Genomic DNA, 21,438 nt, shown 5'->3' on the forward strand with positions numbered 1-21,438 from the left:
CTTACAATCAACAGGGCTGCTACCGTTCCAACCATCAAAACTTGCATCTTCTTTTTCATCCTTTTCGTTCCTTTCAGAGTGGGATTGTTCTTCCTTGACCTCTATGTTACTTGGACTTGGTGAAAATATGGTGAAAGCCGAGAGTCGTTCCGGTATACTTTTGGCTAGAATCCTATTCTTGGAAAAGGGGCGGCGGCATGAAGCTCTTGTTGGCGGAGGATGACCTGCGGTTGGGCGAGCTCACCGTACATTTGTTGAAGAGGAAAACCGGCTGCGCCATCGACTGGGTGACGACCGGCAACGAGGCGTTCGACTACGCGAAAGCCTCCAGCTACGACGTGGTCGTACTCGATTGGATGATGCCGGAAGGGGACGGCCGCGAGACGTGCGCCCGGCTGCGCAAGTCCGGGTACGGCGGGGCGATCCTCATGCTCACGGCTCGGGATGCGCTGCAGGATCGGGTAGAGGGGCTGGATGCAGGCGCGGACGATTACTTGGTCAAGCCGTTCGAGCTGGACGAGCTGCTGGCGCGATTGCGGGCGCTGATGCGGCGTACCTTTGTGCCTTTGCAGGAGGAGGTCGTCCAGGTGCAGGATCTCGAGCTGAGGCGGACGAGTCAGACCGTCGCCTGGGGGGAGCAAACGATCCAATTGTCTCCGCGCGAATATCAGATTCTGGACCTGCTGCTGCAGAACCGGGGCCGCACCTTGACCCGCGGTGTGATCCTGGACAAGGTCTGGGGACTGGATGCGGACGTGAACCTGAAGACGATCGACGCCACGGTGAAATTGATTCGCAAGAAGCTGGAACCGACGGAATCCCGCGACCTGATCCAGAGCGTGAGAGGCGTGGGGTACAAAATCGATGCTTAACTGGCGCGCGATCCGAAAACGGCAGTTGGAAGCCGATCTATTCGACCGGACCCGCCGCAAGCTGACTTGGCAGTACAGCGGGGTTCTCGTGATGTTCCTCAGCCTATTCGTCCTCATCGTCTACACCCTGCTGTACTTGTTCATCTGGAACGATCAATATCACCGCCTGAATACGCTCGCGAACAGCGAGATCGAAACGCTGCAGCGCTGGGCCGACCGGGATGGCGATCCCAACCGACGGCCTCCGCGCGAGATCGAGGACGCGTTCTCGATCAGCTCCGACCAGTCGTTCTATTACTTGATCGCCGAGAATCGGAATCTCCAACTGGGGAACGAGATTCAGCCAGCGCTTCGTCCTCAGGTGATGGCGTACATCGACCAAGGGCGATTTTTGGGGAAAGGGGTCGTGAAGGTCGCGCTGCACACGGTAGTGAAGCCTTCGGCCGGCGAGGGGGTACCGGGCGAGCAGGGCCGCTTCATCGTCACCGCTCGGGAACTGACCAAGAAAGGGGACCGGGTCGGCACGTTGTATATAGGGAAGGAAGTTACGTTCCAGCACGAACTGTTCCGCTGGCTCCTGCTGCTCCTGCTCGCGCTGGCGCTGCTGTTCTTCCTGCTCGCACTCTGGCTCAGCCACCGGATGGCCCGGCGGGCGATCGTACCCATCGCGCAGGCGTACGAGAGGCAGCGCGAATTCGTCGCCGACGCTTCCCACGAGCTGCGAACGCCTCTCAGCGTCCTGCTCTCCTCCATCGAGGCGCTTCAGCTGGAGGAGGCGCTGGAGCGCGAGCCCTTCGCCCGCCAAATGCTTAACGGGATGAAGGAGGAGGTCCACTCGATCACCAAGCTGGCGGCGGGGCTGCTGCAGCTGGCCCGATCCGACTCCGGGGAGATCGTGCTGAACCGCTCGCGGTTCCAACTGAACGAAGCCGCCGCCGCGGTGATTCGGAAGCTCCAGCCGCTGGCGCAGGCCAAGGACATCGCCGTACGCCTCCAGGCCGACGAGGCCATAGAGGTAGAGTGGGATGCGGAGAAAATGAATCAATTGTTCGTGCTGTTAATCGATAATGCCATTAAATATACGCCGAAGCATGGTCGGGTGGACGTGAGGCTAGCGGAGCGCGGGGAAAAAGGGGGACGCCTGCTGATCCTGGAGGTGCAGGACAACGGGATCGGCATCGATCCGGAGGCGCTGCCTCGCATTTTCGACCGATTCTACAGGCAGGACAAGACCAGGACGCGCCAGATCGGCGGCCACGGGCTCGGCCTCGCCATCGCCAAGAGTATCGTCGAGGCGGGCCGGGGGACGATTCATGTGGAAAGCGAAGTGGGCGCGGGGACTACGTTTAGGGTGAAATTGCCTCTGTAGCGCGGATTTCACCGGCGGGTCCGAAGTCCTGGGTGCGACCGCGATGGCCGCACGTTGACTCGACGGGCGATCCCCGGGATTTGTGGTGCGCGCATTCAGTCGAGTTTAATGTTTGCAGGGAACGGGCGCCCGTTCCCTTTTTTTTGAAATAGGTCCTCCCTTGCCCTTCCTTACAGAATAGGGGGTTCGAGTAGGAAGGGAAGTAGCTAGACCCGATGCGCTTTTCTGAAGGCGGTCGGCGTGACTCCCATATGCTTCTTGAAGATGTAGCTTAAATAGTAGGCGTTCTGGTAACCAATGTATTCCGAGATTTGATCAAGTGTCATGGTTGTTTCCAGCAGCAGCTGTCTTGCTTTCTCCAGACGCAATTCGGTCAAAAACTGGATCGGGGTTTGTCCGAAGCTCGCTTTAAACTTCTGGCATAGCCGTGCTGGACTTAGTCGCAATTGTGCGGCAATCTCCTTCAGATCAACAGTCTCAAAGGCATGTTTGCGAATGAGGAAGGAGGCTTCGTTCATGATCGGCTCCGGTTGTTTGCCAGCTTGCCATTCTGCCGGCCAAGGCCATTTGCTGCACTCCTTCCCATATAACAACCAGATGTCCAGCATATAGTGACCGCACAGCCAAAGCTTCACTTCCTCGCTGAGTCCTTCGGATTGCTTCATCAAGGAATAATTGCCTGCCAACCGCTTCGTGTCGGCGATACTCGTTTTGCCGACAAATCGGGACGGTTCTGCCTGTCCCACCCTCACCAAGTCGTTGATCCGCCATCGAACCCGAATCGCAAAAAAAGTAAGCGGAGATATAACGACCCTGCGCAGAACAGTATTTGCCGGACAAATGATCAAATCGCCGAATGCGGCAATGCCTTTCTCCTCGTTAAATTCATACTGGAACGACCCGTCTATGACGGCGAAAATGGTCCACTCCTTGCAGGTATCCTCATAAAACAAAAATTTGTCTTTTCGCTCCCAATATCTACAGTATGTGAGCTGGGGGATCAGAACATTTCGACCCTCTTCGGTATGCAAGATCGGCTCCTCCGTTCTGCGAGAGTTGTCTGTTCGGAATGATCGTTCCAGTTTCATGGACTCACTAGCCTTAACAGGATCTGAGACTGATTGTATCATACGATCGATCATTAGGGCAGGATTTGGGAAGATCATTCAGGCGTTGCCCGGCCGACATTCATCCCTTTCCTGTTGAGGAAGGGGACTTCTCTCGGAATTCCGTTAAACTTTACATATGGTTTAGTTTAATTCTCTTTATTTTAAAAGCAATCGGGTTCAACTATGCTGGAAGCAGGATCGGCTTGCTCGTTTCGTGTAACCGCTTACCGATTCTTGAAACCCAAAACTACAGATGGGAGGTCTACTATGAATCACGAGAAAGAAATCGGCACCAAGCAAAAAGTTGACGTTTCGGGAACGGTCAGCGGCAGCAGAAGAAAGCTGCTCGCCTCGATCGGCTTGGCAGGCACGGCTTTGGTCGCGGGCAGTCTGTGGAGCGCAGCAAACGTTCAGGGGAAACGTGTGACGGAAGCGGTATATGGGGCGGAGAAGGAGGGATGTTGTTGGCCCAAGGTGACGATTGCCGAGCTGCGCTCCTTGTCTACGGCTCCTGCGGAATTTTATGAGGTTACAGATCCGGGCAAGGAGGGCGTCTTCCGTTTCGATCCGGCCGACGTGTCGAGCGCGGATGACACCGGTCTGGTAATCGTGTCGGCTACAGGAGCACGGTTCAAGCGCATTTTTCAAGGAGCGTTCAACGTAAAATGGTTTGGGGCGAAAGGCGACAACGCGTCTGACGATACACAGTCCATACAAGCGGCTGTGGATGCTGCTCAGAACCGGGGGGCGGTCGTCTACTTTCCGTCTTCCGATTTTTATTTGATCTCAAGCCCGATCCTGATTGATTCAAGTAAGCGAGGGATTCGGCTGATCGGGGACGACTACAACCGACGGGTCCATTCTTCCATCATTCGTCCGCATGCATCCGTCACGGTGTCGGCTCCGTTGGAAGCCATCTTCAAGTTTACGGATACCGAGGTGGGGAATCAATTCGAATTTTCGAATCTCGACATATCCGGGGACAACAAGACGAAATACGGGATTTATTCCAAAAAAATTGCGCATTCGCTGTTCCGCCGGATCTCCATCAAAGGAACGACTTTGGCCGCGCTTGCTATCGGCTATGGCTGGTGCAATGACGTCGAGACATGCGAAATATCTTACAACCGCGGTGATGGCATTCAATTTGTTGATGGTGAAGTGAACGTCTTCAATGTTGTGAATACGAAAATATTCACGAATGACGGCATCGGCATCTATTTGTCCAGGAAAGCGCTTGGCGTCCGGATAAACGGCTGCAATATCGAAGGAAACAAAGTATGCGGCGTTTTCGCCCGCAATTCGATCATGCCCTTCGATCTGTCTGACAACTATTTCGAAAATAATGGCTCGGTCGGCTATTCGTTTGTGAATCCGGAGCGGTTGGTGAAAGCGCAGATCATTATAAACGGCACGGTCGTAGCGGCCACGGTCGGCAACACGCAGCCGGTCAGTTCCATCCGGATCGTCAATAATTTCGCCAGTCTACGGGATGCCGACTGTTTGGTAGCTTGCTATTCCGCCAAGCTGGGGCTGGAGATCGGCAACAACAGCATCTCCCGCTCGAGCGCTCCTTTCAAAGCCTACACGCTGCTAAGAACAGGGACGAGCAGGACCGGAATGGGAGCATGGGTCAACAATCTGAAGATATACGGGAACGGCGTCGCTTACGACGAAACGTACGCTTCGCTGGCGAGTTTGCAAATCGAGGACTTGGCCGCAGCCAAGACACACTTCCATAAGGCCGAAATTCAAGGTGTCGCGAGAGTAAACTACTCACCTGGTCTGGGACAATTCGTTCCCGTCACGACGGGAAGCGGATCGTTTGCTTCGTCGAGCGCCACCTACCGCACCTACGAGGCGTTTGAACTGTCCGGGGCCGCCAATACGAGCGACTGGGGGTTCACGATCGATTTGGCGCAGTATCCGGAGTTAGAGAGCAAGTACGTTTATTTTGCTTTTTATGCGAGAGCTTCGGAGGCGTCAACGGGTGCTGCGGCCTATTCCAGTCAGTTGGGTCCGAACACGTCAGCCTATTTTGAGAATATGGATTGGCAGCTCGTCTCCTACGTAGACTTGTTGCCGTCCTCGGGAACGGTTTCCTTCGGTATACGGAAACTGTCTGTCCATGCAACCAGTCTCGTATATGTCGCCCATCCGGTATTGAGCGAGGTTGGGGTTCCGTACGAATGGTACTGAATGCGGGACTGCGGGAACTGAAATAGGAGGGACGCGGAATATGAAACTGGCCTGTATGACATTGCCTTATGCAACCTGTTCCATGGAAAGGGCTTTGGAAGGAATCTCGCGCGCGGGGTATCGATATATTGGCATAGGGAATCCTCACGGGGGGATTGAATTACCGGAAGCAGACGACAGCCGTGCAATAGGCCAATTGGACGGACTGTTTGCCATGTACAACTTGCAACCGTTGCAGCTCATGTCCAATGCTCATTTTAAAATCGATCAGCCGATCGAGCGGGCGAGGCAGCGCATGCAACTAGCGAAAGCGCTGGGAATCAAGGAAATACTTACAATCGGGACGCAAAGCTACCGCTCCTTTCCGTCGGCTCCTCTGACAGAGGAGGAAATGCAACCGATAAACCGGGCATACATCGAACGGTACAAACAAATTGCCGAGGAAGCGGCCGCACTGGACCTCATCATAACGATCAAACCCCATACCGGCAATACGGCAACCGCAGCGGATATGCTGGAGACTTTGCAGCAAATCGATTCCCCGCATATCCGGGGATGCTACGATCCCGGCAATGTGGAGTTTTACGAAGGAATTGTTGCCTCTGACGATTTTCCCCAGGTGGCGAAGCGCACGTATTCGCTTATCGCCAAAGATCACCGTGGGGAGCGGGGCGCACGCGATTTCCCGATACCCGGTACAGGAGATGTAGATTTCCCAGCTATTTTTACCGTTTTAAAGAGGGGCGGGTTCGAGGGCAATGTATTTTTGGAGCGAGTGGACGGACCGGCTGTACCCGAGCTGATCGATCAGCGAATCGCAGATGCTCGAATGCACCTGGTTCGCATGTTGAAGGAAGCGGGTTTTAAACCAGAATAAGAAATAAATAGAGAAAGTGTCGGGTGACAAGAACATTGTCCCATTAATTGCCGTGTAAATCGCGGCTTTTGCTTTTTATGGGATAAAGTTCTTGTCAATTCCCCGTGACAAGAACTTTATCCCATTCCCGACGGAAAGTGCTATAGCTTGGAAGAAATCGGTGATCCCCATTCCATACAAAGGGAAATCGTATTTGCTCACGAACTCCTTAATTTATTGAAAACATAAGCTTATATCATAAACTGGGGACGAATACCAACCAGACAGTAGTGAAGGGGATTACAACAGGAGCAGGCACCTCGGCGAGCTGCTCCTGTTCGTTACACCGTTTCGTCCGGGGCAGAAAAAATTTTAATGAAACTTGTGTCTTTTTCCCATCTTGAAGGGTCTAACATAACTGGGAGGTGCTCCGATCCGTGAATTGGCACGATAATGATCTGTTAATGGAGCATTATGATCGCATCAAGCGGTATATCGCCTACAAAGCCGGAATCGATCAGGCGGAGGATTTGACGCAACAGGTGTTTCTCAAGGCCAATCAGTCGCTGAACTCGTTTCAGAACAAATCGAGTTTGTACACTTGGCTGTATTCCATTGCCTCCAACACCATGATGAAAGAAGCAAGGAGGGCGTATCGCACCAAAGAGTTGCTGGTAGGTCAGGAGACTAACTTTTCGCGTTTTATAACGACCGACTTCACGAAAGAGGTGGATTTCAAAATTGATCTCGGTACTTCCCTCAATAAACTGGATCAGATCGACCAAGAAATTCTCACGTTGCGTTATATTGCCGACTACTCCTTCCGCGACATCGCCAAGCTGTTGAAATTGAATGAAAGCATGATCAAAAACAGGATGTACCGCTGCCTCGGAAAAATGAGAAATGACTTGGAAAACTGGCACATAGCAGCGCCCTTTAACCCCAAGCAGTACATTAACATGGTCAATATGCTGGAAACTGGGCAAAGCGGTCCGGAATTCCAGAAGGTGACCGACGACTTCATGTCCATTTTGCGCCAAAACTTCCGGCGCATTACGTCAGCTTTAAATTTCACCCCTCACACAAAAATAGCGTATGAGATTTATCCCGATCAAGAATCGATGTTCCCGGAAGCACATCCCTCTAAAAAATCCTTCATCGGAAGATTCGGTCAGTTGAACGTTGTGAAGATCGTTTCCCCTTTGAATCCGGGGCCGCACTATGATTATAACGCTATCGTCCTGCGCTCTTTGGCTCTGTATAGTAAAGTGCTAACCAAGCAATTGAACCCGCAAATACCGTTGTTTCTTCTACACGGGGTAGGAGAGTATCTCGGGCAAGAATGGTCCCGCGAGCAAGTACGAAGCCGGGTAGCTTCCAGGTACCGACAACGTGAACTGCCTTCGATTCAATACTTGCGGGTAGTGGACTCGCTTAAGTTTTTAACGATTGGAGGCCGAGAATTAGGCTATACCCTGATTGATTTTATCGTGATCCGATATAGTTGGGACGCCCTCCATCGCCTGCTTCGAGACCCGGGCAACCTCGAATCCATCTTTGGGTGCACACAGAGCCAGTTTGAGGCGGAGTGGAAGCAGTTCTTGATGGAACAGGTTATGGATGATGCGTGTGATTCGCCAGGAGCCGTAATATCCCCTGAACAGCCAAGTTCGAAAGAGCGGTCTTTGACGATTCTTATACCCGACCATGACGCCGGATCAACCAGGTACAGAATAGCCACGTTCATCGAAAATGCACAAGCTTTCAAATCCGCCAATCCCGGGACAGAGGTTACGATTGACACAATGCCTATACGCGATTTCCATGGGGCCAAATTTTTGGAACGAATAGGCGGCTCCAATGATGTAGACCTCGTCTTTTGGCCTTATGGTACCGCGTTCAGCAGACAGGGACTGTTTGTCGATCTGCTTCACTTTTATAAGGAAGATGGAATAACTCCCGATGACTTATACAAACCGCTAACCGAAATGATGACAGAGGACGGACAATTAACAGGGATCCCGATGTCTCCTCAACCGCTGGCCGTATTCTATAACAGAGATTGGTTCAACAGGGCAAATCTGCCCGAGCCGACGGAGGAGTGGACTTGGGAACAATTTTTCGCCTTGTCGGTCCATTTGAAAGAGGCCAACACCGTCCGGGGGAAGGAGATTTACGGCAGCGCAGTTCCGATCATCCCGGATTTATTAGAATCGCTTGCACAAAGCAACGGCGGCAGCATGCTGTCACCTGACAATAGCCGCTTTACCGGATATTTGGATAGCCGGCCTGTCACCGAAGCGTTCGCCTTGTTGCTGAAGGAGATCAACAACCAAGATGTCGTAAAAAAGCTGCCCAATGGGACAAATGCAATCCTAAGCGAAATTTCCTCCGGCAATGTGGGAATGTGCGTCGGGAGAATCGGGATGTATGCTTTCCTTACTCGTAATCCGAAGCTGAAAGAAAGGATCGGAGTTGCTCCGCTGCCCCGCCTGGCGAGCGGAGTTCGGGCCAATGCGGTATGGATCCAGGATGCTCTCTCCATCGCCACCGCTTCCAAGCAGCAACAACTGGCTTGGAAGTTCATCAAGGATATTGTTCTTAATCCGGAAAGCAAATTCCAAGTTGATTGGTCGAAACAGGAAACACTTGCCTCCCGGTCTTCCATACACAAGCTTAAGCTGAACGACGAGCCGGCATGGAAGGTATTTATTGACGAATTGAATCATGCTGTTAAACCGGTCATTTACCGCAACCCAAAAATCAAAATGATCGCTACGGCAGATAAATTGTTTCGTCTTGCTTCCCTCGGCTCGGAAGCGGAGGTGCAAATGGAACTTTCGCGATTAGCTTCCGTGATTGATGGATTGTTGGATGAGACCAAACCGATGCCGTAATTTCCCATTCTTTTGAAGTGAATAATTGGGGGGAGTGGAACGAATGAAGAAGGCGATTGCAATTTATGTGTTATGCGGTGCTCTTTTATCTGGCTGCTCAGGGGCCGACGAAAATAAGACGGACAACAATAAGATCGTGAAGGCAGACGAAACGAAGAACCGGGAGTTAGTGCTTTTGATGCCGGAAAATACAGCGGCATCCACAAAGTACCGAATTGATACAGTTCAAAAGTATTCAAAACAATTTGAAACGGCAAACCCAGGCGTTCACATCATCATTGAAAAGCTCCCCTCACAAAGCTACCAGAGAGATTTGAACGCGCGATTGAAGGAAGGGAAGAAGACGGATCTTATATTCGCCCCGTTTTATCCGCTCCTTGCTGAAGCAGGAATATATGCCGATCTACTCGCCTTTTTTAAAACGGATCGAATGGCAACCGATGACCTGTACGAATCTCTTACAAAAATGGTAACAACAACTAAAGGTAATCTTATTGGCATCCCAATGTCGCCGGCACCACTAGCCGTATATTATAACAAGGAATGGTTCGATAAAGCAGGAATCAGCTATCCTAGCGGTGATTGGACCTGGGAGCAGTACTTTGACCTGTCCATCAAGCTTAAATCTGCTAATGCTGTGGCTAATAAAGAGGTTTACGGAAGCACGATTCCGTTCGAGCTCACGTTTTTAGAGTCACTGGTGCAAAGCAGCGGCGGCAGTATATTATCACCGGACAACAGCAAGGTCAGCGGTTATTTGGACAGTCGTTTGATTTCGGATGCCTTTGCGCTGCTGGTTCATCATAAGAACACGAACAACGCGATTAAGATCGTGGAAAACATGGGTAATCCCACCTTATACGAAATGTGGGATGGCAATGTAGGTATGAGCATAGCGCCATACGGCATGTATTCTTTTTTAGAGCAAACAAACCGAGCAACAGTCGGAAAAACAGCAGTCGCTCCGCTGCCACGTCTGGAAAAAGGAAAAAAAGTAAACAGCGTGAACATTCAAACCTTGTCTATTGCAGCCATATCGAAACAACAGGAGTTGGCTTGGAAGTTTATAAAGGACGTTATTCTGAATGCGGACAGCGGGTTTCATAAGGATTGGTCACGTCAGGAATTGTTAACGTCTAAGTCTGCTGTTCAGAAGCTCGGTCAGGCTGCCGATCCTGTAATCAAGGTATTTCTCGAAGAGCTGAATTACGGGATTACGCCGTCTGCCTATCGAAATCCTTACCTGCCTGCGCTTATGACTAAGAGATACATCGGGAGCACGCTTGATGCTTCATCCAGCGAAGCTATACAAACATTACTGACAGAGGCTGCCCATACGATCGACCAGCAGTTGGCGCTTGCTGCACAACAACAGAAATAATGTATAGGTGCACGATTGCATCAACTGTCCAATAAAACAGAGACGATAGCTCAGGAAAAACATTTGAAGGCAGCCGGCTTCTTACGATCGGCTGCCTTTCTCAACTAACTTGCAGGATAGTGCAGTATTGGCTCACATACTATTTGACGTTACTTCTTGTAAATGTTATTTTTGTGTAATACCCATTTTATGGGTCACAATTTAAGGAGTGTATGGCATTGAAGTTACCTGTACACGAACGGTTCATTGAGCAGGCAAAAGAGTATGTAAGACAAGATCATCGACTTACAGGTCTCCTTGCAGGCGGTTCCATGATACACGGAGCAATGGATGAGTACAGTGATCTGGATTTAATAATCGTATACAATTGCGCTTTTCGAAATGAGATCATGGAACAACGACTCCGTATCGCAGAAGGGCTCGGTAACTTACTTTCGGCATTCACCGGCGAGCATGTCGGAGAACCCAGATTGCTTATTTGTTTATATGGCCCAGTACCTCTTCATGTCGATCTTAAGTTTGTTCAAGTGGAGGAGCTCAAGATACGAATCGAGAACCCGCTGATTCTTTGGGAGAGAGGTTCTGATATTACAACGATACTCAGCAAAGCAACCCCTACTTTCCCTTTCCTTGATCCTCAGTGGATTGAGGATCGTTTCTGGGTTTGGGTGCATTACGGTGCGACTAAATTAGGGAGGGGCGAGTTGTTCGAACTGATCGATCACCTAACATTTATTCGAAATGCTGTGTTAGGGCCGTTGGTTCTCATTCGCAACGGCCATTCACCGCGAGGGGTTCGAAAGCTCGAGAAATATGCTTCAAAAGAACTGGAAGAACTTAAAGGAACGATTCCTTTCCACAGCTTCGAAAGTTGCTACCACGCGCTAAAAAACACGATTAAGATGTACCAACGATTACGTACAGCTTCAGAGATTGTACCTAAAATGGAAGCTGAACGCGTCTCAATCGAGTTTCTTGAAAGTATATATTCAGACAATTCCAGTAGCAACTTGTTCAATTAACGGATACAATAGTTGAGGCAGCCGGCTTTTTACGATCGGTTGCCTTTTTCAATTAACGGGAGTTTAGTACCAATATGTGTTAAATGAAGCTGTCTAAAAGCATAAACTGCACAAGATTAAATTAACTAAAAAAGTTTTTACCGTTTTCTTGATATTCAAGATAAGGTAGGATTAATTAACATAGTTTTATATGGGGTGTGGTAAGACATGGAGAACAACCATCCATCACATAATTTACAACAAGTAATTCAGACTATTGTTTCTTCTATTAATCAGCGTCTGATTGGTCAAATTGGACCTTTGATCGTGTCACTGGATGGTGGAAGCGGGGCAGGAAAATCTACGTTGGCTGCTGAGGTGGCTTCACGGTTGGATGCTACAGTCATCCAGTGTGACGACTTTTTCGATGCAACTATTACTAACGAGGAATGGGATTCATTCACAGTGGAACAAAAGTGTCATCGTTGCATTGACTGGCAGCGTATGCGTAATGAAGCATTATTACCACTATTAGCAGGTAAGAAAGCTCAATATCGTCCTTTTTCTTTTTCATCAGGAAATGGTTTGGCATTGCACATGGTTACTTTACAGCCTTCAAAGATCATTATCCTCGATGAGATTTATAGCTCTCTCCCTGAGATGCTCGATGTTGTTCACCTTACGATTCTCGTAGATGTATTACCCGAACTTCGCCGCTATAGGCATAATAGTAGAGAGGGTACTGACGATGTTGATTGGCATAGTAGATGGGATGCCGTTGAGGATTATTATTTTTCAGTCCTACGACCGCCAACATCATATCATTTAATAGTGTTTAACACTTAGTACATATTGAGCTAAACGGAGACGAGAGCTGAATAAAGATACATGAAGGCAGCCATCCAGAACGATCGGCTGCCTGTAATGCTCCCCATTCCCTTCAGAGATTCCTTAGTTATGCCTGCATTCTGAAGTTATTTCATTTTTTCCGAATCGATTGCTTTCTGGCCAGCTTCACTGGCATCTCTAAGTGCTGTGTTGATATCTTTCATTCCCGCGAGATACTTATACATCTCATTGTAAAGCATTGGTTGAACAAGGCCGTCGTATTTCGTTTTGACGGGGGCCTGGGCCATCTTAGCGGGAAACCAAGCATTCATATTTTTTCCTGACAGCATCGGCACGTCTTGTCCGAATTGCTGGATAACCTCCTTTGTCATAACGACTGGCACAATCGTAGCTTTTCGGGCGAACTGCTTCTGCATATCCGAAGAAGTCAAAAAGGAAATGACTTGAAAAGCATCGTTCTTATTTTTACTTTGTTTCGTAACTAGTGCGTAGTTCGGATAAGATTGTGTAGCGACTCCTGGAGATGTTTTGAAAGTTGGTAGTTGCGCCGCATCCCAGTTCATGGTTTTCAATTCCTCTTCAAGATTAGACAATGTAATGTACATGGCTGAGACTTTATCTTGAAAAAAACTTCTTTTTTGCGATTCCAATTGTACGGTTTTATCGGTTACTTCGTTGCCCGGAATAGAATAAAATCTGTAGAAATTCTCAGCAATTTGTTTCCAATTGTTGGTGATGAGTGTCGTTTTTTCCGTCATGGGATCAACGAAGCCAGCCGAGAGTTGATTCAGCAGCATGATGTGACCGGTTGTCATGGAAAAACCACGATATTGGATACCACCTTCGGAGCGGGTTAATTTCTTGGCTATCTCGTATAGGTCGTCCCATGTTATGCCATCCTCGGGATAAGGCACTCCAAACTTGTCGAAAATGTCTTTATTGTATTTGATGAGCATAGTGGTCGTTCCGTAAGGAAGCCCATACATGCCTCCTCCAGCCAAATTCCGCATTTGCTCAATCGAGGTCGGTTCCAGTTTATCCATATTATAGTTATGCGTTTTGAGCAGATCGGATATGTCGTAGGCCAGATCGTACTTGACTGGAAAAGGTAAAATGGCGTTGACGGAACCCATCCAAATATCGATGGTTTGACCGGACGAAATGAGATCCTCCATCATCGTTCCTTTCCCGACGGGAATAAATTTTGGCATGATATGAGGAAAGGTCTGCTTGATTGCGTTTCCGTATTGCTCCATGAAAAGTTCTTCTGTCCAACCGCTGGCTTGGATGTAGAAAACCATCTCGATTGGCTCTTTTTTGTTTGTTGCTTCGCCGCTTGACTGGTCATCTACTGTCTGTTGGCTCTTACCGAATCCACAAGCTGACAACAGGACGCCGAATAGAGCAATTAGAGAGAATTTGAGTATTATTTTTGTGGTCATTTTGTGTAACCCCTTTCTATTTCTGATAGACACTTTCTCGGTACAACTAAAAAGTGTTCCTTGATTCGCCCCCCGCAAGTTCGCCGCAGGAAAGCCCACATCCGTTCCTGACAAACACTTCTCTGTTGCTGCAATAAAGCCAAGTTAACTGAGTTTCTTCCAGTCTGCCGGGGATGTAACGCCGACAGCCATATAAGACTCACCAGATACCAATGCTTGCTGCCCCACATAGAGCGGAGTGCTGGAAATGTTGTTGGTGAAGTTGACATCTCCCGGCTGGTTTGCAAACAGGAGATTGGAGTCTTTACTGATATTCATTGCGTTCCCACGGTTGCCGATGATTGTGTTGCTTGAACACCCGTCACTTGTCAAACAGCGTATTAATCCAGATAGCACTTGCTCCCGACCAATGTTGCCGTTAATCACACAGTCCGTGCAGTATCTCAAGTGCATACCGTATGATTCAATATCTTGCACATGATTTCCAATAACCGTACTGTGGGTTGCATATTGGAGGCGGATTCCTTCCTTCGTTAAAGCTACGGAATTATTAGTAATTTTTAAACCGCTTACGGGTGTCGACAGCGGACCTGTTATCAAAATGCCATACGAGCCCGAGCATTTGCTAAACGTATTTCCACTAACTTCAGTACCAGGTCCGGTGGTCATGCGAATGCCAGCATAACCGCCTCCCTCAATTGCACTATTCATTATCGTATTGTTCAATATTTTGAATTCGCGGGCATTGTAACCATCTTGAGTATTCATCAGTATGCCATCTCTAAGGCAGTTTTCAGCCACGCATCCTTCTAAAAGTGTGCCATGACCGTTGTAACCCAAGCTATCGGGGGTGGCGCCGTTTCCCGTCAAAGTATATCCAACCACGCAATCTTTAACGAGGCAGTGGCTGACAATATGTTTTTGTCCTCTGACTTTAATCCCTCCACCGGCCGTTTGAATGACCGTTACGTGGTCGATTAGAATACCTTTGCCTGACGAAACATATACACCATTGTCCCACATATTCTGGAAGAAACAGTCGGTTATATGATGGTCCGCTCCTTCCAGTCCAACCAGCACGCCCGATCCCATATCCTTGCCGCTCAATCCAATCACGCTATTCCTTGCGCCGCCGCTTATGTGGCAGCAGGAGCAAAAATTAGCGCCTGCTTTTCCGATGTTCAGAAATCCTTGTATAAAGCAGTCGGACACACGGCAATCTTGGCACGAAGAGAGAAGGAACGGGTAAGTCTTGTCGAGTACTTTGCATCCAGAAATAACGGCTTGGTTGCAACGGTCAAGTTGGATGAAGGCATTAAACAGATTACTTGCGCCGGCAAAACTGTTGTAGGTTTCGGCACCTTGGCAATTTAAGCCGGTAATTGTAGAGCCATGTGCTTGTGAGAGCTTTAGAATGGGAACGCCTAAAACTGAGGCTTCCTTGACAATCGCTGCTCCGGTTGCAAAAATGTGGATTTCTTTTCCGATAACTGTTAGCTGTGAGGAGATTAAATACGTTCCTTGAGGGAAATAGACGGTTCCTCCAGATGTTGTAGCGTTCAAAGCACTTTGGATCGCCACTGTGTCATCGGTTGAGCCGTCTCCCGTCGCTCCGAAATCGGTCACAACCTTCCACTCGAGTGGCAACGGCTTAGCGAAAGCAAGTTGGGTACCTGGTGAGAAGCGACCAACCAGCATGCCGGCTCCCGTCAAGCCCATGGAGGCAATCAGTGCACGGCGGCTCAGTTTGCTTGTACTTTGAGATTCCTTTGCATTTGTCATTGGGTTCACTCCGTTATAGTTTGCTATGTACAGTTTCAGTATAAGATTGCCTCTATAGAGAGGGTAGGGGACGGTTATGAGCATATCATATACTTACATGACATAATGTAAGCGTTTTATGTATTCTGATGACAGTCCTTTCAACTAATGCTATGATGCTGGTGTGAAAGTAAGCTTCAGATCGTGAAGGGGAAGGTTATAGATGGAGGAGACGAATGTGTGCATAGAGTTCGAATTAGAAACCGGGGGATGCCTACGGGTCGACGCCGTTGCTTCAGGCGTATTTCGGGTCCGGTTGGGTAAATCTGGAGTGTTTAAAGTATCGCCTTTAATCCGCTACGGTATTCTGAGTGACCGTTTAACAAAAAATGAGAGTAACGCAGTTGCAGTCGATAACACGAATATTGATTTATTGGAAAATGGAGTTGCAGTTTTGTCTGTTGATCAGCGGGATGGACGCCTGATATTGCGTGATGTCGATGGAAGGGAGCGGACGCGCAGTGACGCGCTGTCTCTCAACGAAAACACTGGTTTCGACATTCAATTTGCTCTGAAAGACGAGGAGTTTCTATACGGTTTGGGAGATGTTTCTCGTGAGAGGATGCAGCACCGTGGATATACGGCGCATATGCGGATCGCAAATCTTGTATCTTACGCCCCGATACCCTATGTGATGAGCACCGGAGGATGGGCTTTGTTAATGAATACAACCATTGAACATACATTCGATTTGGGATGTACGGTTCGTGATAGACTTCGTGTGACTGGGCCTGAACGGGAACTGGACTTCTATCTTTTTGTCGGAGACGGATTTGGCGACCTGCTTAACCGCTATACGGATATTGTCGGAAAGCCGGCGTTGCTGCCCATATGGGCGTATGGTCTAACCTTCATTGCCCAAGAAGGGCTCAGTGCTCGAGAAGTGGTCGATGATGCACTCCGGTTTCGGTCCGCCGGAATACCTTGTGATGTGATAGGTCTTGACGGAGGCTGGATGGAGCGAAGGTATGATCATAGCACACGAAAAACTTGGCATCCCGAACGGTTTTATATTCCAAAATCGTCGTCAAAAGGTCCGCACACGTTTATAGGGACTTTGAACAGCCACGGCTTCAAGCTCAGCTTTCTGTTGTACTGTGATTATGACCTTAGCGAATGGGAAGAATTCCGGATAAACGGCATTCCATACGAGCAAGAGCCTTCTGAGTCTTGGTACGAGCATTTGAAGCCATTTGTCGCTCAAGGTGTCTCCTCGATCAAGCTAATCCCGAGCAGGCAACTGCAGAAACATCCTGTTCGTAGTTGGGCAAACGGTATGACCGATGTGGAAATGCATAATTTGTATCCGGTTCTATATGCAAAGCAAATGTATGAAGGGTATTCGGAACAAACAGACATGCGTCCCATGCTGTATACGATAGCCGGCTATACGGGCATCCAGCAGTATGCGGGGACGTGGGCCGGATCTTCCCACAACGGTATAGAGGCGCTTGTGTCCATGTTGAATCACGGCATGAGTGGACACGCGAATACGACCAGCGACATGTACATTCATACGCTGGAGGGTATCCATTTCGGTTTTTTGCAGCCTTGGTCGCAAATTAACAGTTGGGCGTATTTCCGACATCCGGCTTTTCTGGAAGAAGAACTGCGAGAGTTGTTCAAAACGTACGCCCGTCTGCGTTACCGTCTCCTGCCTTATTTGTATACGGCAGCCCATGAGGCTTTTCAAACTGGTTTGCCGATCTTAAGGGCGATGCCGTTGCACTTCCCGCTCGATCCGGCGTGCCGCGACCTGCTTCATCAATATATGTTGGGACCGTCCTTGCTTGTCGCGGTCTACACCGAGCGCGTTTATTTACCGGAAGGGAGTTGGATCGATTATTGGACAGGGGAAGTGTACCAAGGTCCCCTGCAACTTGAGTATCGTCTACCGGAAGGAGCGGGCGGGCCGTTGTTTGTCCGCGCCGGAGCGATCATTCCCATGTGGCCCGATATGCAACATACCGGCGAGACGCCGGTAGAGCGCATCTGTCTTCACCTGTATCCGCACGGGGCAAGCTCGTTTGCGATGGCGGAGGATGATGGCGTCTCCTTCCGGTACAAGGAGGGGGAGGTCGCGGTCACCCGGTTTCATTGCGAGGTGGTCCAGGGGGGCGTGCAGGTGCGGATTGAGCCTCGTTTCGGTCGTTATGAGGGGATGCCCGCCCGCCGCGGCTACGAATTGGTCATGCACGGTCAAGCAAAGCCGGCAAAGTTGCTCTTGAACGGGCAACGCCTGCCGGAACTGAACAAGCGCGACAAAACAAATACGAGTGCGGGTAACGGATGGCACTTCGATCGATTAAACGCGACTGTACGTGTACGAATTGAGGTCGCAGAAGAATCGGAATTGTGCGTGGAAGCCGTGTTTCGTCTTGAGACACCAGAGTCCGAAACCGATATTGGCGTCGCGCCGTCAGGGGTTAGAAAAGGAAGAGGTAAGGCAGTCCCGGAAGCTGAAAAGCAACTGGAGATTGCACTACTAGCGGGGAGGCATGCGGAAGCATTATCGGCGTTGGGCCAATGGTGGTCCAACGGCATGAGATTGGCCCGAACGGATGACGAATGGCGTATGCGACTACTTGAAGGTTGCCTGTTGCTGACTCGCCATGCAACACAAAACGGTTGGCAGGCGGCGGAGGTGTTCGGGGATGATTATAGCGCAATGTTTCAACTGCAAGCGGTCGCTTCGAGGGAGCGGGGCCTTCGGTTGCTGGAGACGTTCGCTGGGCATTTGTTACGTTATGTGCATCGGAAATCCGACTCTGCAAGCCATCCTCTCGTTCAGGAGATGATGGGGATCGTGGACAGTGAGCTTGATCGACCACTCTCTCTGAACGATATTGCGTCGCGACTGCATGTTCATCCATCTCATCTGAGCCGTTTGTTCAAACGGGAAACCGGCCAGCCTTTTTCGGAATACGTATGGAAGCGCAAGATGGAGAGAGGCAAAGCGCTACTGGAAAGCGGGATGAAGGTGTATGAAGCCGCCGCGAAGACAGGTTTCAAGGACGTTAGTTACTTCTCCCGGGTGTTCCGCAAGTACTGGGGGGTTCCACCAGTGGAACTGCGCAGGTAACCTGTCATCAAAATCCAGATTATTGCGCATTAGAGCATGAAAGTCCAAAATATGATCATCGACGTCATCTGCACCTGCTTTTTTTTGTCTGCTATGCTGTTCATGGCTGGACATACGACGGTTAAAACGCTGCCTCCGTAGATCCTAGCCTCAAACGAATATTTTATGGCAGAGGTGAAAAGTGTGAAGGCTGAGCAGATTCGAAAGCCGTTGCGGATCGGCATCATTGGGCTCGATACGTCCCATGTTTTGGCGTTTATGAAGTTGCTTCATGATGAGAGTGACCCTTGGCATATTCCCGGCGGACGCGTAACCGTGGCGTATCCAGGAGGCTCGCCCGATATTTCTTCAAGCATATCTAAAATCCGGCCTTATACTGAACAGTTAAGTCGCGAATATGGAGTCCGGATCACGGAAGATATCGAAGAAGTGGCCGTGGAAAGCGACGCGGTGCTGCTGCATTCAGTTGACGGACGTGTTCATTTACCGCAATTTCAGCGCATCGCGCGTTTTGCCAAGCCTGTATTTATCGACAAGCCGTTTGCAGTCTGTTCGGATGATGCACGCGAAATCATCCGGCTGGCAGAAGTTCACCAGGTTCCGCTTATGAGCGCATCGTCGCTGCGCTACGCAAAAGCGCTCCGGGACGCAGTCGATCATTCGGACAAGAGTCCGGTTATTGGTGTGGACGCTTGCGGCCCCATGGCGCTGGAGCCGACGCAGCCGGGCTTGTTCTGGTACGGTATTCATGCTGTGGAGATGTTGTATGCTGTCATGGGTGAGGGCTGCATTCACGTGACTTCAGTCACCTCGGAGCATCACGATGTCGCCGTTGGATTATGGAAGGATGGTCGAATCGGTGTCGTACGAGGCAATCGCAAGGGCAACGGGACATTTGGTGTGACCCTTCATCGGGAAAAGGGGATTGAATGGATCTCTGCCCAGTCCGATCCTAAGCCGAAATATGCCAGTTTGCTGGAAGAAGTCCTGAATCTGTTTCGCACCGGAAAATCCCCCTTACCCGTTTCAGAGATGCTTGAAGTGATTTGCTTTATTGAAGCGGCCAACGAAAGTCGCAAGACTGGCCGAACCGTTTATGTGTCCCGGAATGAAGGAGGAGATACCCTATGAGCGCCTCTGTATTGAAAGTGGGCATTATTGGCCAGGGAAGAAGCGGTCGGAACATTCATGCCGAGACGCTGCGAAAGCTAACGGACCGATACGCGATCGTGGCTGTCTCCGATGAAGTCGAACAGCGGCGGCAGATGGCTGCAAGCGATTTCGGCTGTGCCGTCTACGCAGATTACCGCGAGATGATGAATCGGAACGACTTGGATTTGATCGTGAATGCGACTCCGAGCCATCTCCACGTTCCAGTCTCGCTCGAATTACTTGAAGCTGGTTTTAATGTTCTATGCGAGAAACCACTAGCCCGAAAGGCGGAGGCAGTGGACGCCCTAATAGCGGCCAGCCGCCGAACGGGGAAGTTGCTGACAGTGTTCCAGCAATGGCGATTCAATCCCATTTTTCTGGAAATCCGAAAATGTCTTGCCTCAGGAGTATTGGGACGTATTGTGCAGATAAGCCTGACTGTCAATCAATTTTCTCGCAGATGGGACTGGCAAACGCTAAAAACATATAACGGCGGCAATCTACTGAACACCGGCGCGCATTTCCTCGATCAGGCGCTGCAATTTGTCGATAGCGAGCCCTCCACTATTCTATGTCAGATGGATAACGCTAATAGTTTCGGTGACGCCGAGGATTATTGCAAAGTGATTTTGACAGGGGAAAATATGCCTCTTGTCGACCTTGAAATTTCCAACTGTTGTACTTATCCTCGCTCAGACAACTATTTGATTCAAGGAACAAATGGAAGCCTGAAGGCGTCTCTTAGTGAGGTAGAGTGGAGGTTTTTCAGACCAGAGGAAGCCCCTCAGCAAGTCGTACAACATGCGCCGATGAGCGACGCCGACGGTAAGCCGCTTTATTGCCGAGAAGAACTAAAATGGTATGAGGGAGCATGGAAACGAGGGGAAGGAATTTCTTATCCCGCTCCCCAGATCGCCTTCTACGAAGCGCTGTACGATACGATGACGAATGGCAAGCAACTTGCTGTTACGCCAGAAAGCGTGAGATTGCAGATCCGAATAATGGAAGAATGTTTTCGCCAAAATGCCAAGTTTACTTACGAGGTTCCCGGAATGGTTTGATATGTTTATCATCGTCCTCACATTCAAAAGCTGAATACGCTATGAGATAATCCTCCTCAGCAGCCAATCGAGGACGTTCAATCGAAGGTCTCGCCGCACTGGAGCAGGAAGGGCGTACACAGGAAGAAAAGGTCAGTTTGAAACTGAACCTTTTCTTCTTTTCAATTGACTTCTAACCGGTAGAGATCTCGCGAAATAAGATTCACATCTACAAGAAAGCGCTTACTCCAAATCGATCCGCTATATCATTATTAGCCTTGGCAATGCTGCTCGACACAATTGGAGAAGTACTATTTTTTGTAAATAGGTGAAAAAGCAGACTATGTCTGTAGTTGGATTAAGAACAA

General features: G+C 49.6%; 14 protein-coding genes. 11 read left to right on the plus strand and 3 right to left on the minus strand.

Annotated elements, in window-relative coordinates; genetic code table 11:
- Positions 1-197 precede the first annotated feature (197 nt).
- Positions 198-872, plus strand: a complete 675-nt coding sequence (locus FE783_RS32470; protein ID WP_138883563.1) for a response regulator transcription factor — start codon at positions 198-200, stop codon at positions 870-872.
- Complete coding sequence (locus FE783_RS32475; protein ID WP_138883564.1) at positions 865-2,241, plus strand: sensor histidine kinase; 1,377 nt, start codon at positions 865-867, stop codon at positions 2,239-2,241. The genes FE783_RS32470 and FE783_RS32475 overlap by 8 nt, the downstream gene beginning before the upstream one ends.
- Before the next feature lie 206 nt (positions 2,242-2,447).
- On the opposite strand, the gene FE783_RS32480 is transcribed toward FE783_RS32475, so the two are convergent.
- Positions 2,448-3,272: a helix-turn-helix domain-containing protein gene (locus FE783_RS32480; protein ID WP_158302166.1), complete on the minus strand. Its 825-nt coding sequence runs from the start codon at positions 3,270-3,272 to the stop codon at positions 2,448-2,450.
- Positions 3,273-3,617: 345 nt separating this feature from the next.
- On the opposite strand from FE783_RS32480, the gene FE783_RS32485 reads away from it, so the two are divergent.
- The 6 genes from FE783_RS32485 (at position 3,618) to FE783_RS32510 (ending at position 12,530) form a co-directional block, all read left to right on the plus strand.
- Positions 3,618-5,549, plus strand: a complete 1,932-nt coding sequence (locus FE783_RS32485) for a glycosyl hydrolase family 28-related protein (protein ID WP_158302167.1) — start codon at positions 3,618-3,620, stop codon at positions 5,547-5,549.
- Between the two features lie 40 nt (positions 5,550-5,589).
- Positions 5,590-6,426, plus strand: a complete 837-nt coding sequence (locus tag FE783_RS32490; RefSeq protein WP_138883567.1) for a sugar phosphate isomerase/epimerase family protein — start codon at positions 5,590-5,592, stop codon at positions 6,424-6,426.
- A gap of 416 nt (positions 6,427-6,842) precedes the next feature.
- Positions 6,843-9,302 (plus strand): extracellular solute-binding protein, encoded by a 2,460-nt coding sequence (locus tag FE783_RS32495; protein ID WP_138883568.1) that lies wholly within the window; start codon positions 6,843-6,845, stop codon positions 9,300-9,302.
- 43 nt (positions 9,303-9,345) lie between these two features.
- Positions 9,346-10,683, plus strand: a complete 1,338-nt coding sequence (locus tag FE783_RS32500; protein ID WP_138883569.1) for an ABC transporter substrate-binding protein — start codon at positions 9,346-9,348, stop codon at positions 10,681-10,683.
- A 218-nt stretch (positions 10,684-10,901) separates the two neighbouring features.
- Positions 10,902-11,705: a nucleotidyltransferase domain-containing protein gene (locus FE783_RS32505; RefSeq protein ID WP_138883587.1), complete on the plus strand. Its 804-nt coding sequence runs from the start codon at positions 10,902-10,904 to the stop codon at positions 11,703-11,705.
- A gap of 207 nt (positions 11,706-11,912) precedes the next feature.
- The gene (locus FE783_RS32510; protein ID WP_138883570.1) at positions 11,913-12,530 is read left to right on the plus strand and encodes a uridine kinase family protein; all 618 of its coding nucleotides are present in this window, start codon (positions 11,913-11,915) and stop codon (positions 12,528-12,530) included.
- Positions 12,531-12,658: 128 nt separating this feature from the next.
- Here the strand turns inward: FE783_RS32510 and FE783_RS32515 are convergent, their stop codons facing one another.
- Positions 12,659-13,975: an ABC transporter substrate-binding protein gene (locus tag FE783_RS32515; RefSeq protein WP_138883571.1), complete on the minus strand. Its 1,317-nt coding sequence runs from the start codon at positions 13,973-13,975 to the stop codon at positions 12,659-12,661.
- A gap of 144 nt (positions 13,976-14,119) precedes the next feature.
- A complete protein-coding gene (locus FE783_RS32520) occupies positions 14,120-15,757 on the minus strand; it encodes a right-handed parallel beta-helix repeat-containing protein (protein WP_138883572.1) in 1,638 nt (545 codons plus the stop codon).
- Positions 15,758-15,959: 202 nt separating this feature from the next.
- Between FE783_RS32520 and FE783_RS32525 the strand changes: the two genes are divergently transcribed.
- The 3 genes from FE783_RS32525 (at position 15,960) to FE783_RS32535 (ending at position 21,091) form a co-directional block, all read left to right on the plus strand.
- Complete coding sequence (locus FE783_RS32525) at positions 15,960-18,878, plus strand: TIM-barrel domain-containing protein (RefSeq protein WP_138883573.1); 2,919 nt, start codon at positions 15,960-15,962, stop codon at positions 18,876-18,878.
- Between the two features lie 183 nt (positions 18,879-19,061).
- Positions 19,062-20,009 carry a Gfo/Idh/MocA family protein gene (locus FE783_RS32530; RefSeq protein ID WP_238403340.1) on the plus strand — a complete coding sequence of 316 codons (948 nt, stop codon included), beginning with the start codon at positions 19,062-19,064 and terminating at the stop codon, positions 20,007-20,009.
- A complete protein-coding gene (locus FE783_RS32535) occupies positions 20,006-21,091 on the plus strand; it encodes a Gfo/Idh/MocA family protein (protein ID WP_138883574.1) in 1,086 nt (361 codons plus the stop codon). The genes FE783_RS32530 and FE783_RS32535 overlap by 4 nt, the downstream gene beginning before the upstream one ends.
- Positions 21,092-21,438 lie beyond the last annotated feature (347 nt).

The organism is Paenibacillus mesophilus, assembly GCF_005938385.1.
Classification (GTDB): domain Bacteria; phylum Bacillota; class Bacilli; order Paenibacillales; family NBRC-103111; genus Paenibacillus_AB; species Paenibacillus_AB mesophilus.

What these genes read in the sequence shown, in the direction of transcription:
- FE783_RS32470 (WP_138883563.1), top strand. Translation starts at nt 198, where the DNA reads ATGAAGCTCTTGTTGGCGGAGGATGACCTGCGGTTGGGCGAGCTCACC.
- FE783_RS32475 (WP_138883564.1), top strand. Translation starts at nt 865, where the DNA reads ATGCTTAACTGGCGCGCGATCCGAAAACGGCAGTTGGAAGCCGATCTA.
- FE783_RS32485 (WP_158302167.1), top strand. Translation starts at nt 3,618, where the DNA reads ATGAATCACGAGAAAGAAATCGGCACCAAGCAAAAAGTTGACGTTTCG.
- FE783_RS32490 (WP_138883567.1), top strand. Translation starts at nt 5,590, where the DNA reads ATGAAACTGGCCTGTATGACATTGCCTTATGCAACCTGTTCCATGGAA.
- FE783_RS32500 (WP_138883569.1), top strand. Translation starts at nt 9,346, where the DNA reads ATGAAGAAGGCGATTGCAATTTATGTGTTATGCGGTGCTCTTTTATCT.
- FE783_RS32510 (WP_138883570.1), top strand. Translation starts at nt 11,913, where the DNA reads ATGGAGAACAACCATCCATCACATAATTTACAACAAGTAATTCAGACT.
- FE783_RS32515 (WP_138883571.1), bottom strand. Translation starts at nt 13,975, where the DNA reads ATGACCACAAAAATAATACTCAAATTCTCTCTAATTGCTCTATTCGGC.
- FE783_RS32520 (WP_138883572.1), bottom strand. Translation starts at nt 15,757, where the DNA reads ATGACAAATGCAAAGGAATCTCAAAGTACAAGCAAACTGAGCCGCCGT.
- FE783_RS32525 (WP_138883573.1), top strand. Translation starts at nt 15,960, where the DNA reads ATGGAGGAGACGAATGTGTGCATAGAGTTCGAATTAGAAACCGGGGGA.
- FE783_RS32535 (WP_138883574.1), top strand. Translation starts at nt 20,006, where the DNA reads ATGAGCGCCTCTGTATTGAAAGTGGGCATTATTGGCCAGGGAAGAAGC.